Here is a 17,594-nt window from a genome sequence, read left to right on the forward strand (position 1 = left end):
TCACCTCGCGCGGCAAGATCGACCGGCGCGCCCTGCCGGCTCCCGCAGCCACCGAAGCCGATACCGCCCACACGCCGCTGATCGAGCCTCGCACGCCGCTCGAAGCGCAACTCCTTGCGATCTGGCGCGCGGTGCTGCCCGCGCAGTCGCTTGGCGTGACGACCGACTTTTTCGCGGCCGGCGGCGACTCGATTCTCAGCCTGCGCGTGGTGAGCGCGGCTCGCGACGCGGGCCTCGCGCTCTCGCCGCGCCTCGTGTTCCAGCATCCGAGCATCGAGCAGCTTGCACGCGTGACGACCACGCTGACGCCGCAAGCATCGCAACAAGCAGAACAACAACCGGCGGCCAACCGCGAGCTCGACACGACGATCGCCGCTGCCCTCACGCGCGCCGGCATCGACCTGCAAACGCTCGCCGATGTCTACGCCACGACGCCGCTGCAACGCGGCCTGCTCTCGCTGGGCCTGCGCGCCGATGTCGATCCGTATCATCTGCAACGCGTGTTCGAGTTGCGCGGACCGTTCGACACGGCGGCCTTCCACGCCGCGTGGCGGCAGGTTTCGGCGCGTCACGGCGCGCTGCGCACCGACTTTTTCGCCGATGGCCTCGACGTGCCCGTGCAACTCGTGCGCCGCGAAGCGAGCATCGATTTCGACACGCTCGACTGGCGCGCGCTCGGCGACGACGAAGCCCGCGACGCGCTCGCCGCCCAATGGCGCGCGGCTCAGGCAGGCGGTTTCGACTTCGCGCGCGCCTCGCATCAGCGCGTTTTGCTGATCGAGCGCGGCGAGCATTGCCGCTGGTTCGTGTGGCGTTTCCATCACGCGCAACTCGACGGCTGGAGCATCGGCATCGTCTTGCGCGATCTGCTGCAGGCGTATGGCGCGCTGCGCGAAGCCCGGCCGCTGGCTCTGCAAACCGCACCCGCCTTCGCCGATTACGTGCGCTGGCTCGACACGCGCCACGACGAAGCCGAAACCCTCGCGCCGTGGCGCGAAACGCTGGCAGCGTGGACGCCCACGCCGCTGCCGCTGGCTCGCCCGCTCGCGCACACCACGCGCATCGAAGCCAATAGCCGCGCGCTTGAACACACGCTGCAGTTGAGCAGCGACGAATCGGCGCAACTCGAACGCTTCGCGCGCACCTGCGGCGTGACGCTCAACACGCTGATCCAGGGCGCGTGGATCTGGCTGCTCTCGCGCCACGCGAACCAGCGCGATATCGCGCTGGGCGTGACGGTATCGGGCCGCAGCGACGGCTGGGCAGGCGCCGACGAAACCGCAGGACTCTTTATCAACACCTTGCCGCTCGCGGTCACGCTGCCGCCGTCCATGACGGTGCGCGCCTGGCTTGCCGATCTGCAGACGCGCAACCTCAGCTTGCAGGAACACGCGCAGACGCCGCTTGCCACGCTGCAACGCGCGTTCGCGGGCCAGGCCGGCACGCCGCTGTTCGAGAGCATTTTCGTGTTCGAGAACTATCCGCTCGATGCCGCGCTGCGTGCGCCGCTGGCGCAAGGTCTCGCGATCCGCCGCGTGGCAACCGGCGTCGACGGTCACGCGCACGACGGCCGCAACCACTTCCCGCTGAGCCTGATCGCGGTGCCCGGCGAAGCGCTGACGCTCACGCTCGCCGCGCAGCCGACGCATTACGACGATGCCGCCGTGCAGCAACTCGCGACGCAGTTGCGCGGCGCGCTCGACGCCTTTGTCGCCGATCCGGCGCGGGCGATGGGGGCAATCGGTGCGGTCGGTGCAATCGGCTTCGATCAGCCACAAACCGCTGCCCCGAAGCACGCAGAAACCAGCCTGCTCGCCCGCGTCGCTCACCACGCAGCCACGCAGCCGCGCGCCGTTGCGCTGCTCGACGAAACCGGCCCGCTCGACTGGGGCACGCTCTGGTCGGACGCAGGCGCGCTCGCGGCGCGCCTCACGGCGTTCGGGATCGGCGCTGAAGACACGGTGGCGGTCGCGCTGCCGCGCAGTCACGCGCTCGTCGTCGCGATGCTGGCGATCTGGCGCGCGGGCGGCGTCTATGCGCCGCTCGATCCGTCGATGCCCGCCGCGCGTCTGGCATGGCAACTGCGCGATGCAGACGCACGCTGCCTGATCGCCGCCGATGACCCCGTCTGGCGCGCGCAGGACATCGCGCTGCTCAAGCCGGCAACCGCGCACGCAAGCGCCGAGCCTCACGCCATCGACACGCACATCGCCCTGCCCGCGCAGCGCGCCGCGTACCTGATCTACACGTCCGGCTCCACGGGCACGCCCAAGGGCGTCACGATCCCGCACGGCGCGCTGGCCGCTTACGTGGCAGCGCTGCTCGAACGCCTGCCCACGGGCATCAACAGTGCCGCGTATCTCTCCACGCCCGCCGCCGACCTCGGCCATTCGACGCTGATGGCCGCGCTCTGGTCGGGCTGGACGCTGCATCTGATCGACGACGCCCGCGCCTTCGACGCCGACCGCTACGCGCAATGGTGCAGCGAACATCCGGTCGATCTGCTGAAGATCTCGCCGAGCCATCTCGAAGGCCTGCTCCACGCTGCCGATGCGCGCGCCGTGCTGCCGCGCCGCGCGCTGCTGCTCGGCGGCGAAGCGAGCGGCGCGACCCTGCTCGACCGGCTCGCCGCGCTGCGCCCCGAGTGCGCGCTGCTCGGCCACTATGGGCCGACCGAAAGCACGGTCGGCGTGCTGACGTCCGAGCGCGACGCGAGCGGTGCGCTACCGCTCGGCCGCCCGCTGCGCCACGCGCACGCCTATCTGCTCGACGCCGACGGCACGCCTGCGCTGCCGGGCGCCACCGGCGAAATCCACCTTGGCGGCGTGGCGCTGGCACGCGGTTATCGCGGCCGCCCGGGTCTGACCGCCGAGCGTTTCGTGCCCGATCCGCGCGTGCCCGGCGCGCGCGTCTATCGCACCGGCGACCGCGCGCGTGTGCGCGAGGATGGGCAGTTCGAATTCCTTGGCCGCGTCGACGAGCAGCTGAAAATTCGCGGTCATCGCGTCGAGCCCGCCGAAGTCGCCGCACATCTGCGTGCGCTGCCCGGCGTGCGCGACGCCGCCGTGATCGGCCAGAAAGACGCGCAGCAGCGTTTGCGCCTGATCGGCTATGTAACCGGCGACGATCTCGATGTGCATGCGCTGCACGACGCGCTCGCGCAACGTGTACCGGCGGCGCTGGTGCCTTCCGCGCTGCATCGGCTCGATGTGCTGCCGCTCACGCGCAACGGCAAGATCGATCGCGCGGCGCTCGCTGCGCTGAACCTGAGCAATACGGCGGATTTGGCCGACGCTGCCTCGCACGCCAAAGCCGCTGAAGCCGCCGCGCCGCAAACGCCCACGCAACACGCGCTGCTAGCGATCTGGCGCAGCGTGTTGCGCGCGCCGGAACTGGGTATCGACGATAACTTCTTCATGGCGGGCGGCGACTCCATCAACGCGTTCCAGGTGGTCGCGCAGGCGCGTCGCCAGGCGCTGGTGTTTTCGTCGCGCGAGTTGTTCGCGCAGCCGACCGTGCGCGAGCTTTGCGCCACGCTCGACGCCGCTGCTGGCGAAGCGAACTCGCAGGTTCGCAGCGCGGTGGCATCGCTCGACGCAGCGGCGCTGGGCGCGCTCGGCCTCGATCCCGCGCGCGTGCAGGACGCCTACCCGGCCACGCCGATGCAGCAAGGCCTGCTGTTCCACAGCCTCGCCCACGGCGACCGCACGCCCGGCGACGGCGGCATGTACGTCACGCAACGCCGCCTCAAACTGGCGGGCGCGCTCGATCGCGCACGGCTGATCGCGGCGTGGCAGCACGCGGTCGCGCGTCACGACATCCTGCGCACGCGCTTCGAATGGCATGGCGACACGCTATTGCAGGTTGTCGATAAAACGGTCGATCTGCCGTTCGCCACGCACGAAGCGCGCACGGAAAGTCGTGCGGAGTACGAAGCACGCCTGATCGACTGGATGCGCGCCGATCTCGCGCGCGGCTTCGACGCGGCACGCGCGCCGCTGATGCGCCTCGATCTCTTCGCCGCGCCGGATGGCGGTCACGATCTGGTCTGGACCACGCATCACGCGCTGCTCGACGGCTGGAGCGCCGCGCAACTGCTCGCCGAAACGTGGACGAACTACCGCTCGCCCGAAAACGCCGTCACGCACGAGGCGAGCGCGCCCTACCGCGCGTATGTCGACTGGCTCGACGCCCAGCCCGATGCCGCCGACTGGTGGCGCGAGGCCGCGGCCCATTGCGACGATCCGGCCACGCTGACCGCCTGCCTGAACCCGCCTGCCGTGCCGCAGGAAGGCGCGTTCCGCATGGAAGCGCCGCTCGGCGCGGCGCGCGAACGTGCCTTGCGCGACGCGGCGGCGGCCTTCGGCGTCACACTCAATACGCTGATGCAGGGCGCGTGGGCGGTGCTGCTCGCGCGCCTGGGCAATCGCGATTCGGCGGCGTTCGGCTGCACGGTGTCGGGGCGTCCCGAAACGCTCGACGGCGCGGCACAGATGCTCGGCCTCTTCATCAACAGTCTGCCGGTGTGGACGCCGGTGCAGCCCGATGCCGAAATCGGCGCCTGGCTGCGCACGCTTCAAACGTGCGCCGCAGCGATGCGCCATTACGAGCACACGCCGCTTGCGCAGTTGCAGCGCTGGGTGGGCCGCAGCGGCGACGCGCTGTTCGACACGCTGTTCGTATTCGAAAACTATCCGCTCGAAGCGACGCTGGAAGCGCTCGACGATGCCGGTCATGCCGGCGACGCGCTGCGTGTGAACGGCGTGGAATCGGCCGGACGCACGCACTATCCGCTGACCTTGATGGTCGTGCCGCAACCGACGCTGCGCCTGGAGTGGGAGTGGGACGGCTTGCGCCTCGATCGCGAACATGTCGGGCGTCTTGCGCAGGCGTATGAGGCACTGCTCGATCAGATCGCTTCGGGTGCGGGGGCTTCGCTGCGCTCGCTGGCGTTGCCGGTTGTGACGCGCGAGGCCGTGCCGCTCGATGCGTATGCGTTCGAACCGGTAGCCGAGCGTGTGGCGCGGAGGCTTGTGGCTCAACCTGATCGCGTTGCGCTGCGTGGTGAACACGCTGCGCACAACGGCGTGCAGCTTCAGCAATGGGCGAATTCGATTGCGGCTTCGGTTCGCAATGCAGACATGAAACGCGATGCCTGCGTAGCCGTTTGCGTCGAGCGCTCGCCCGCCTTGATCGCTTCGATGCTCGGGATCTGGCAGGCTGGCGCAGCGTATCTGCCCGTCGATCCCGCGTATCCTGATGAGCGCATCGCCGCCATGCTCGACGATGCGCGCGTGACCTGCGTAATCGCCGATGCTACGACCGCTTCGCGTTTTGAAGCGCTCAACGTCGTGCGCGCCGATCTCGCTTTTGGTCAGTCCTGCGAGGCTTCGTTCGCTCCGGTCCATCCTGACCAGCTTGCGTATGTGATCTATACGTCGGGCTCGACAGGCAAGCCTAAAGGCGTCGGCGTAACGCACGGCGCGCTGGATCGGCTTGTTGCCAGCATCGCGCGCAAGCCGGGGCTGCCTGCTGACGCTTCGTGGCTCAGCGAATCGGCACCGGTGTTCGACATCAGCCTGCTTGAATACTGCCTGCCGCTGGTTGCGGGCATTCCGCTGGAGATTGTCTCCGCGCAGACGGCGCGCGATGGCTTCGGACTCGCAAAGCGCCTCGAAGAAAGCGGCGCAAATGTGTTCCAGGCCACGCCTAGCGGCTGGCGCATGCTGATCGAAGCGGGCTGGCGTGATGACTTCGAAGCCGCACAACATCCGCCGCTGCTAGGTATTTCAGGTGGCGAAGCGCTGCACCCCGATCTCGCCGCAGCACTCATCGCGCGTAACGTCACGCTCTGGAATATCTACGGGCCGACCGAAACGACGATCTATTCCGCAGGCGCCCAGGTTCATGCCGATAAACCCATCACCCACGGCGACCCGCTTCCCGATACCGTCCTGCGCGTCATCGACCGACAAGGCGCAGCCGTCCCCGATGGCGGGCTCGGCGAACTTTGCATTGGCGGCGAGAATCTCGCGCGCGGCTATCTCGGCCGTCCGGGCCTTACAGCAGAACGCTTCGTGCCCGATCCCGATGGCGCGCCCGGCGCACGCATCTACCGCACCGGCGACCTCTGCCGTCTGCGCGCCGATGGCCGTCCCGAACCGTTCGGGCGTCTGGACCAGCAGATCAAGCTGCGCGGCTTCCGCATCGAACCGGGCGAGATCGAAGCCGCGCTGTGCGCGTGCGAAGGCGTCGCGCATGCTGCCGTCGTGCTGCGTGGCGAAGGCGCGCGTCAACGCCTCGCGGCTTATGTCAGTGGCACGGCACAACCCGCCGATCTACGCGCGCAACTCGCGCGCACGCTGCCCGCGCATATGGTTCCATCCGCGATCGTTGCGCTCGCAACCTTGCCGCTCACACCCAGCGGCAAGCTCGACCGCCGCGCCTTGCCTGAACCCGCCTGGGACGACGACAGCGCGCAAGCCATCGCACCACGCAACGAGCGCGAGCAAACGCTGCTGGACATCTGGCAAAGCGTGCTCGGCCACGCGGTCCACAGCGTCTGCATGAACTTCTTCGAAGCGGGCGGCGATTCGATCAGCGGCGTGCGCGTTGCGGCGCGCATCAACGAAACCTTCGGGCGCAGCGTGCCGTTGGCCGATCTGTTTGCGCACGCAACCATCCGTTCGCTGGCCGATCTGCTCGAAACGCAGGACAAGAACCCGCAGCAAACCGACGCCGACGCGCTGAGCCAACTGCTCGCCGATTTTGAATAACCGATGGCTCATCACACCGAATCCATGACTCAACCGAATGCGTCCATGCTGGCCCTTTCGCAACGTTACGCCGCGCTGCCGCCCGAGCGCCGCGCCGCGTTCCGTCAACGCGTGGCCGAACAGCGCATCGATCCGGGCGCGCTGCCGGTCGTGCCGCTCGCCGATGCCGACAACAACGAAGGCGGCGACGCGCCGCTGAGCTTCGAGCAGGAACATCTGTGGTTCCTCTGGAAGCTGCAACCCGACGATCCCGCCTATCACATGCCGGGCGCGCTCGACCTGCACGGCGCGCTCGACGCCGATGCGCTCGACGAAGCCCTGCGCCGCGTCGCGCAGCGCCATCAAGGCCTGCGCACGCGCTTCGTGCAGCGTGCCGATGGCGAACTGCGCCAGACTGTGGCAGGCACGCCGCTGCCGGTTTGCCGCCGCCACGATCTGCGCGGCGAGCAGGCCAAAGCAGCCTCACTCGACGCCGCGATGCACCACGCCGCCGCCGCGCCCTTCGACCTCGAAGCGGGGCCGCCGATGCGCGCGGACCTGTTTTGCATCGGCGAAACGCATCATGTGCTGCTGCTCACGCTGCATCACATCGTCACCGATGGCCAGTCGATGAACCTGCTCGTGCGCGATCTCGCGCAGACTTACGCGCAGTTGTGCAGCAGGGAATCAAACACTGCTGAAGAAAGCACGACGCCAGGTTTGCAGATGCGCGATTGCGCGCGCTGGCAACGCGAATGGCTCGACGAAGCGGCACTGAACACGCACCTCGATTACTGGCGCGCGCAACTGGGCGCGCGCACGCCGCCCTCGCCGCTGCCTTACGACGCGCCGCGTCCGCACGATGCGGATGAAGCGTCGGCAGGCGCGCGTCTGCGCCGCGAGATTGCGCCCGAACTCGCCGCCCGTTTGCAGGCCCAGGCGGGCGCGCACGGCGCGACGCTGTTCATGGCGCTGCTCGCGGCGTTCGGCGCGCTGCTCTATCGCTACAGCAGCCGCGACGATGTGCGTATCGGCGTGCCGTCGAGTACGCGCACGGGCGTGGAAACCGAGAATATCGTCGGCTTTTTCGTCAACACGCTGGTGGTGCGCCAGCGTCCGCGCGGCGCGATGCCGTTCACCGCGCTGCTCGGCGAAACGCGCCAGACGCTGCTCGACGCGCAGGCGCATCGCGCGCTGCCGTTCGCGCGTCTCGTGCAGGCGCTGCGTGGTGCGGGCAACGACCGCCATGACGAAACCGCGCCATTTCACGCGATGTTCAGCCTGCAACGCAGCCAGCGCAGCGCACTCGACGCGCTGCCTGGGCTCGACGTGCACACGCGCGAGATCGACACCGGCGCGGCGCAATTCGATCTCTCGTTCAACCTGGTCGAGAGCGCGCAAGGCATTGCGCTGAACATCGTCTACGCAAGCGCGCGTTTCGACGCACGCACCGTCGCGCGTCTCGCGGATCACTACCTCGACGTGCTCGCGCAGATCGCGCAACGGCCCGACATGCTGCTTGCCGAACTCGATCTGAGCGCTGCCGATGCGGAATCGGCGCAACCGGCCACCGCGCACAAACACGCCTTCACCAGCGTGCTCGAACATATCGGGCGCCACCTGCGCGAGCGTCCCGATGCCGAAGCCGTGACCGGCGAGCATCGCTCGTTAAGCTGGCGCGAGCTTCACGACTGGACGCAAGCCGTGCAACACGCGCTCGCTATCGAAGCATCGAAAGCGCCTGGCACGATTGCGCGCGATCGCTGCGTGGGCCTGTGCACGGGCCGCACGCCCGCGCTGGTGGCGGGCGCGCTCGGCATCCTGCGTAGCGGCGCGGCGTATCTGCCGCTCGATCCGCACTATCCGATCGAACGACTGCAAGACACGCTCGCCGATGCAGGCGCGCGTTGCGTGGTCGCCGACGCCGAAGGCATGGCCGCGCTCGGCGACTGGGCGCGCGAGCACGGCATCGCGATGATCGACGCCGATGCGCTCGCACTTGCACCGCAGGCGCAATCCAGCGAACTCGCCAGCGTCGTGCCGTATCCCGACCAGCTTGCCTACATGATCTACACCTCGGGTTCGAGCGGCCGTCCCAAGGGCGTGGGCGTCACGCACGCGAATCTCGCGCGCCTGTTCGACAGCACGACCGAGCGCTTCGGCTTCGGCGCGCACGATGTCTGGACGCTGTTTCATTCGCCCTCGTTCGACTTCTCGGTGTGGGAACTCTTCGGGCCGCTCGTGCATGGCGCGCGTCTCGTACTCGTGCCGTACTGGACCGCGCGCGCGCCCGACGCCATGCAGCGCCTGCTGCGCGAGCAGCGCGTGAGCGTGCTGAGCCAGACGCCCTCCGCGTTCGAAGCGCTGATGCGCGCCGACCTCGCCGCCGACGCGCCTTTCACCGATGTGCGCGTGGTCGTATTCGGCGGTGAAAAACTCGAACCGGCGACGCTGGCCGCCTGGCATCGCGCGCGCCGCGACGCGCGCACGCCGCTGCCGCAACTCGTCAACATGTACGGCATCACCGAAACAACGGTGCACGTCACGTACCGCGCGCTGAACGACGCCGATATTCATGGCTCGAATGGACGCATTGCCAGCCCGATCGGCGAAGCGCTCGACGATCTGCAACTGCATCTGCTCGACGCCGATATGAACCCCGTGCCGCCCGGCGCGACCGGCGAACTGTTCGTGGGCGGCGCGGGGCTTGCGCGCGGCTACGCGAATCGTCCGGGCCTGACCGCCGAGCGTTTCGTGCCCGATCCGTTCGGCACGCCGGGCACGCGTCTGTACCGTTCCGGCGACACGGCGCGCCGCCTCGCCGATGGCGAACTCGCTTATCTGGGCCGCAACGACGATCAGGTCAAGCTGCGCGGCTTCCGCATCGAGCCCGGCGAAGTGCGCGCGGCGCTGCTTCGCCACGCAGACATTGCCTCTGCCGAAGTGGTTTTCGACGAACATCCGCAGCGCGGCGCGCGGCTGGTGGCGTATCTGGTTCCTTCATCAGTTGATTCGTCATCCGAATCATTGATTCAGGGCGTGCGTGCATTCGCGGCTACGCAACTGCCTGCGCATCTGCGTCCGGCCGCGTTTGTCGTGCTCGACGCGCTGCCGCTCACGGTCAACGGCAAGCTCGACCGTCACGCCTTGCCTGCGCCCGAAGCATCGTCCGCATTCGCCGATGAAACCGGCGCCATCGAACCGCTGACGCCATCGCAGCAAGCGCTCGCGGCACTGTGGCGCGACGTGCTCGGCGTGCTCGGCGTGGAAACGCTGCGTGCCAGCGATGACTTCTTCGCGCGCGGCGGCCATTCCCTGCTCGCCGTGCGGCTCGCCGCGCTGATCCAGACGACATTCGGCGTGGCGCTGCCCTTGCGCGCCTTCTTCGATTACCCGACGCTCGGCGCGCTCGCGGCGCAGATCGAACTCGCGCGTAGCGAATCGCCATCGAATATGGCAGCGCTGCCGCCACTAGTTGCACGCTCAACCAACGCCGAGCATGTGCCGCTCGCGTTCGCGCAGGAACGTCTGTGGTTCCTGTGGCGCTTCGATCCGCGCGATACCGCTTACACGATCACCTGTGCGGTGGACCTGCAAGGCACGCTCGATCGCGCGGCATTGCGTAGCGCGTTCGATGCGCTTTCGCTGCGCCATGAAGCGCTGCGTACGTCGTTCGGCGAGCGCGATGGCGTCGCGTGGCAGCAGATTCACGATGCGCCGCGCTACACGTGGAGCGAACGCGAAGCAAGCGGCGACGCGCATATCGCAGCCTGCCTGCGTGAAGCCGCCGCCCAGCCGTTCGATCTCGCTCACGATCCGCTGCTGCGCATCACGCTGATGCGCGCCGACGAGACGCGCCATGTGTTGCATCTCGCCGTCCATCACATCGTCGCCGATGGTGAATCGCTCGAACTCATGCTCGACGAACTCTGCGCGCTGTATCGCGCAGCGGCCGAACCAGGCGACACGACCCATACGCTCGCGCAATTGCCGCTGCAATACGGCGATTACGCGCACTGGCAACGCCACGGCGCAGGCGAAGCCGCGCTCGACGCCCAGATCGATTACTGGCGCGGCCTGCTCTGCGAATCGCCCACGGCGCTCGAACTGCCGCGCCGCGTCGATCGCGCCCAGCAAGCGTCGCGCGCGCTCGCCCGCGTGGAACGCACGCTCGACGAAACGCGCATGCACGCGCTGCAAGCGCTCGCCGATGCGCAGCGCACCAGCCTGTTCACCGTGCTGCTCGCCGCTTTCGACGTGCTGTTGCAACGTTACAGCGGCCAGGACGAGATCCGCGTAGGCGTGCCGGTGAGCGGCCGCACGCAGGCGCACACGGCGCAGATGGTGGGCTGCTTCGTGAACACGCTCGTCATGCGCGCCGATGTCGATAGCGCGCGCCCGTTCGCCGATCTGCTCGCGCAGGTGCGCCAGCGCGTGCTGGATGCCCACGCGCACGCCGATGTGCCGTTCGCGCGTCTGGTCGAAGCGCTGCAACCCGCGCGCGACGAAGGCGCATCGCCGCTGTTTCAGGTGATGTTCAACTATCAGCGCACGCAAGGCGCGACGCGGTCGCTGCCCGGACTGAGCATGTCGCCGCTGCCCGTTCAGGGCGGCACGGCGCAATTCGATCTGAAACTCGATGTGCTGGAGATTGCGGGTCGTGCGCGTCTGCATTTCGATTTCGCCGATGGGATGTTCGATACTGCGGTCATCGAGGGAATGGCCGATTACTTCGTCATGCTTATCGACTGGATTGGCGATCATGCCGAAGTGCCGTTGCGCTCGCTGGCGTTGCCGGTTGTGACGCGTGAAGCCGTGCCGCTCGATGGTTATACGTTCGAGCCGGTAGCCGGGCGTGTGGCGCGGCAGCTTGTGGCGCAACCTGATCGCGTTGCGCTGCGTGGTGAACGCGCTGCCTTCAACGGCGTGCAGCTTCAGCAATGGGCGAATTCGATTGCGGCTTCGGTGCGCAATGCAGGCGTGAAACGCGATGCCTGCGTGGCCGTTTGCGTCGAGCGCTCGCCTGCGCTGATCGCTGCAATGCTTGGCCTCTGGCAGGCAGGCGCGGCGTATCTGCCCGTCGATCCTGCGTATCCCGACGAACGCATCGCCGCCATGCTCGACGATGCGCGCGTGACCTGCGTAATCGCCGATGCTACGACCGCTTCGCGTTTTGAAGCGCTCAACGTCGTGCGCGCCGATCTCGCTTTTGGTCAGTCCTGCGAGGCTTCGTTCGCTCCGGTCCATCCTGACCAGCTCGCGTATGTGATCTATACGTCGGGCTCGACGGGCAAACCTAAAGGCGTCGGCGTAACGCACGGCGCGCTGGATCGGCTTGTTGCCAGCATCGCGCGCAAGCCGGGGCTGCCTGCTGACGCTTCGTGGCTCAGCGAATCGGCACCTGTGTTCGACATCAGCTTGCTTGAATATTGTCTGCCGCTGGTTGCGGGCATTCCGCTTGAGATTGTCTCTGCGCAGACGGCACGCGACGGCTTCGCACTCGCAAAGCGCCTCGAAGAAAGCGGCGCAAATGTGTTTCAGGCAACGCCTAGCGGCTGGCGCATGCTGATCGAAGCGGGCTGGCGTAAGGAATTCGAAGCCACGCAATATCTTCCGATGCTCGGCATTTCAGGCGGCGAAGCGCTGCATCCCGATCTCGCCGCCGCACTGATCGCGCGTAACGTCACGCTCTGGAACATCTACGGGCCGACCGAAACGACGATCTATTCCGCAGGCGCCCAGGTTCATGCCGATGAAGCCATCACCCACGGCGACCCGCTTCCCGATACGGTCCTGCGCGTCATCGACCGACAAGGTGCAGCCGTCCCCGATGGCGGGCTCGGCGAGCTTTGCATCGGCGGCGAGAATCTCGCGCGCGGCTATCTCGGCCGTCCGGGCCTCACCGCCGAGCGCTTCGTCCCCGATCCCGATGGCGCGCCCGGCACGCGCATCTACCGCACCGGCGACCTCTGCCGTCTGCGCGCCGATGGCCGTCCCGAACCGTTCGGCCGTCTGGATCAGCAGATCAAGCTGCGCGGTTTCCGCATCGAACCTGGCGAAATCGAAGCCGCGCTGTGCGCGTGCGAAGGCGTCGCGCATGCCGCCGTCGTGCTGCGTGGCGAAGGCGCGCGCCAACGCCTCGCGGCTTATGTCAGCGGCACGGCACAACCCGCCGGTCTGCGCGCGCAACTCACGCGCACGCTGCCCGCGCATATGGTTCCATCCGCAATCGTTGCGCTCGCAACCTTGCCGCTCACACCCAGCGGCAAGCTCGACCGCCGCGCCTTGCCCGAACCCGCCTGGGAAGACGACAACACGCAAGCCATCGCACCGCGCAACGAGCGCGAGCAAACGCTGCTGGACATCTGGCAAAGCGTGCTCGGCCACGCGGTCCACAGCGTCTGCATGAACTTCTTCGAGGCGGGCGGCGATTCGATCCTGAGCCTGCAACTGATCGCGCGTCTGCGCGGCGCGGGCTGGACGCTGACGCCGCGCCAGATCTTCGATCAACCGACGATCGAGCAGCAGGCGCGCATCATGACCGCCTGCGCCGACAACGCGCCGCTGCCCGCCGAGCGCCACGACGCCCTGCCGCTCACGCCCATTCAGGCCGCGTTCTTCGCGCGCCGCCCGCACGGCGAATCGCACTGGAATCAGTCGGTGCTGCTCGAATCTGCCGATGCGCTCGACGCCGATCGACTGCGCGCCGCCCTGCAAGCGCTCGTCCAGCGCCACGATGCCCTGCGCCTGCGCTTCGCCCAAAGCGCCGCTGGCTGGCAACAACGCGTCGCGCCGCAAGAAAGCGCCGACCTGCTGCGCGTCGTGCAACTCGACGAACACAACTGGAACGAAGCACTCGCGCAGGCCGGCGCGACGATCCAGCAAAGTCTCGACATCGTCGAAGGGCCGCTGTTGCGCGCGGCCTGTTTCGAAGCGGGCAAGCAACACCGCCTGCTGATCGCGATCCACCATCTGGCCGTGGACGGCGTTTCGTGGCGCGTGCTGCTCGACGACCTGCAGGCGCTTTATGCGGGCGATGCCGTCGGCGCGCCGGCGCTGCCGTGGAGTGCGTGGGTGGCGGCTCAGGCCAGCCACAGCGCACAAAATGCGCAAAACACGAGCGCCGATACCGCCGCGCACACGCAATGGCAACGCACGCTGGACGCCGCCCGCCCGGCCTTCGCCGCGCCGCTCGCGAATAACGCCGCAGAAAACGCCGCCGACCGCTCGCTGGGCGCAAGCCGCCGCGTGAGCGTGAACCTCGACGCGCAGACCACGGCCCGCCTGTTGCAGCAAAGCGCGCACGCGTACCGCACGCGCCCGGACGATCTGCTGCTCGCCGCGCTCTCCAACGCGCTGAACGCAACCCGCGACGACGACGATGAAACCGCCATCCTCATCGACCTCGAATCGCACGGCCGCGATCTGCCGCCTGGCCCGCTCGACGCGTTCGATCTGAGCCGCTCGGTGGGCTGGTTCACGGTGCAATATCCGTTCGCGCTGCCGCGTGCGCAGACGCCCGAGCGCACGCTGATCGCCGTGAAGGAAGCCTTGCGCGCCGTGCCCGCGCAAGGCTTCGGCGCGCGCGCGCTGAACCATGCCGATGCCCAGCTGCGCTTCAACTATCTCGGCCAGTTCGACGGCGCGCTCGGCACGAACGCGGCGCGCGCGCAGTTCGCGTTCTCGCCCGACTTCGCCGGTGCGCCGCTCGCGCCGCACGACACGCTCGAACATCTGCTCGACATCACCGCGATGGTCTCCGGCGGCGAACTCGCGCTGCACTGGCGCTTCAGCCCCGATCTGCTCGATGCCGCGCAGGTCGAAGCGCTCGCCGCGCGCACCGTCACCGGCTTGCGCGCGCTGATCGAGCATTGCGTCGCCGCGCCCGCAGGCGCGAGCGCCAGCGACTTCCCGCTCGCGGGCATCGACCAGACGACGCTCGACGCCATGCGCCTGCCGCTCGCCGATATCGAGGACATCTATCCCGCCACGCCGCTCCAGCAAGGCCTGCTCTACCACAGCCTGCTCAACGAAGGCGCGGGCCTGTATGTGAACCAGTTGCGCCTCACGCTCGACGGCGCGCTCGACGCCCGCGCGCTGCGCGCCGCGTGGCAGCACGTGATCGCGCAACATGCGGTGCTGCGCACGCACTTCGAACTCGGCCAGGAAAGCGGGCCGCTGCAGGTCGTGCATCGCGCGGCGCAGGTGCCGTTCGGCGAGCTTGACTGGCGCGCCAGCGGCGACGATTACGAAACACGTCTGGCCGCCTGGCGCGATGCCGATCTGCGCGCGGGCTTCGATCCGGCACGCGCGCCGCTCATGCGCGTGGCCCTGATCGCGCGTCCGGACGGTGCGCACGATCTGGTCTGGACCAGCCATCACGCCTTGCTCGACGGCTGGAGCAGCGGCCAGTTGCTCGGCGCGCTGTCGCGGGTTTATCGGCATTACGCCGATGGGGCCGCGCCGGAACCCACGACAACGCCCGCCGCGCCGTATCGCGATTACGTACGCTGGCTCGCGCACGACGCCGCGACGCGCGATCACGCCGCGTGGTGGCAAGCCTTCGCCGCCAACGCCGACGATGCCACGCTGCTCGCGCCCAGCCTCGGCCAGCCGCGCCAGCAGGACATCCACCAGGAAGCCCACCACGAAGCGGGCGCGCACGACTGGTCGGTGCGCATCGACGGCGCGCTGCACGCGCGTCTGCGCCGCGCCGCCGAGCGCGCCCAGGTCACGCTCAACACGCTGATGCAAGGCGCGTGGGCGCTGCTGGTCGCGCGTTACGGCGGGCGCTCGCGCGCGGCCTTCGGCGTCACGGTCTCGGGCCGTCCCGCCGGTCTGCCGGGCGTCGAGCGCATGCTCGGCCTCTTCATCAACAGCGTGCCGATGTGGGTCGATACGCCCGCGGGCGCGAGCACGCGCGACTGGCTGCGCGACCTGCACGCGCTCAACGAGACGCTGCGCGACCACGAGCACACGCCGATGACGCGCATCCAGCAATGGACCGGCCGCAGCGGCGACGCGCTGTTCGACACGCTGTTCGTGTTCGAGAACTATCCGGTCGATCGCGCGCTGGACGCGGCGCCTGGCGGGCTGACCATGCGCAGCCTGCATAGCGCCGACCGCACCCACTATCCGCTCACGCTGGCCGTGCTGCCGCGCGGCGATCTCGACCTGCAATGGGCGTGGCAAGGCGAGCGCTTCGCGCGGGCGAGCGTCGAGGCGCTGTCCGCCGATTACGTGCGTGTGCTCGAACAGTTCGCCGCCGTGCTGCTGGACGCACCGCAGGCGGAACACGCGCGCCTGGGCGCGCGCTTGGGCGATATCGCACTGGCCGCCGCGCCGCGCGAGACCCAGCCGCAGCGCATCGACGTTTTCGACGCCGTCACCACGCGCTTCAGCGCGCGCGCCTTGCAGCATCCGGCGCGCATCGCGCTGGCCTGTCGCGGCGACACGCTCAGCTACGGCGCGCTCGACGCCTGGAGCGACGCCATCGCCGCGCGCCTCGTGCAGGCCGGTCTGCGCGCCGACCAGCGCGTGGGCGTGTGCGTGACGCGCGGCGTGGGCCTGCCGGCCGCGCTGCTCGGCATCTGGAAAGCGGGCGGCGCGTGGGTGCCGCTCGATCCCGACTATCCGCGCGATCGTCTGGCCGACATGCTCGACGATGCCCAGGTTCAGCACCTTGTCGCCGATGCAGCGTGTCTCACGCGTCTGGGCGAATTGTTCGCCGCGCGCCGCGTCGTCACGCTGGAACGCGCCGATGCGGATGCGAATGCCCGCGCAAGCACCAACGCCGCGCTGCCCGCACTCGCCTCGCCCGAACAGTTGGCCTACGTGATCTACACCTCCGGCTCGACCGGCAAGCCCAAGGGCGTGGCGATCAGCCATCGCGCGCTGAGCCTGCATCTGGCCGATTTCCAGCGCGTCTACGGCATCGCCGAAAACGACGTCGTGCTGCAATCGTCGACGATCAATTTCGATGTCGCGCTGCACGAACTGATGCCCGCGCTGCTCGCGGGCGCGCGCGTCGAAATGCGCGGCCCCGACGCCTGGGATCTCGATACGCTCAACGCCACGCTGGTGAACGCGGGCGTCACCTTCGCGCGCATTCCCACGGCGCTCTGGCAGCAGTGGCAGCACAGCGCGCCCGCGCCGCAGGCCTTGCGCGCGCTGCGCCAGATCACGGTGGGCGGCGAAGCGCTCGCGGGCGATGCACTCGCGCGCTGGCGCAACGGGCCGCTGGGCGCGATTCGCGTCGATAACCTGTACGGTCCGACCGAAACGGCCGTCGCCGCGCTCTGGCATCGCACCGGCGCCGCAGACACCGCGCACAGCATCGTGCCGATCGGCGTGCCGTTCGCGGCGCGCGGCGTGGCGCTGCTCGACGTGCATGGGCAGAGCGTGCCGCCTGGCGGGATCGGCGAGTTGTGTATCAGCGGCGCGTCGCTCGCGCGCGGCTATCTGGCGCGGCCCGGCCTGAGCGCCGAGCGCTTCGTGCCCGATCCGCTCGGCGCGCCCGGCGCGCGTCTGTACCGAACCGGCGATCTTTGCCGCATCGGCGCGGATGGCGTGGTGCAGTTCCTCGGCCGCATCGACCAGCAGATCAAGCTGCGCGGCCAGCGCATCGAGCCCGGCGAAATCGAGGCCGCGCTGCGCGCCTGCGCGGGCGTGCGGCAAGCCGTGGTCGGCCTGCATGGCGAAGGCGAGCGCCAGCAACTCGTGGCGTGGATCGTCGGCACGGCCGCCACCGACGTGCTCGCCGCCACGCTGCGCGCGCGTCTGCCCGAAGCCTGGGTGCCGGGCGCGTTCGTCACGCTCGAACGCCTGCCGATGCTGCCC

Annotated in this window: 2 protein-coding genes; both read left to right on the plus strand. The window is 68.8% G+C overall.

From position 1 onward, the window contains the following. On the plus strand, positions 1-6,776 hold a 6,776-nt coding region (locus tag G3N59_RS36505), incomplete at its 5' end, for a non-ribosomal peptide synthetase (protein ID WP_205987863.1). A 45-nt stretch (positions 6,777-6,821) separates the two neighbouring features. After that, a partial coding sequence (locus tag G3N59_RS36510) for a non-ribosomal peptide synthetase (RefSeq protein ID WP_205987864.1) occupies positions 6,822-17,594 on the plus strand: 10,773 nt, incomplete at its 3' end.

The organism is Paraburkholderia sp. Ac-20340 (assembly GCF_017104965.1).
Classification (GTDB): Bacteria; Pseudomonadota; Gammaproteobacteria; order Burkholderiales; family Burkholderiaceae; genus Paraburkholderia.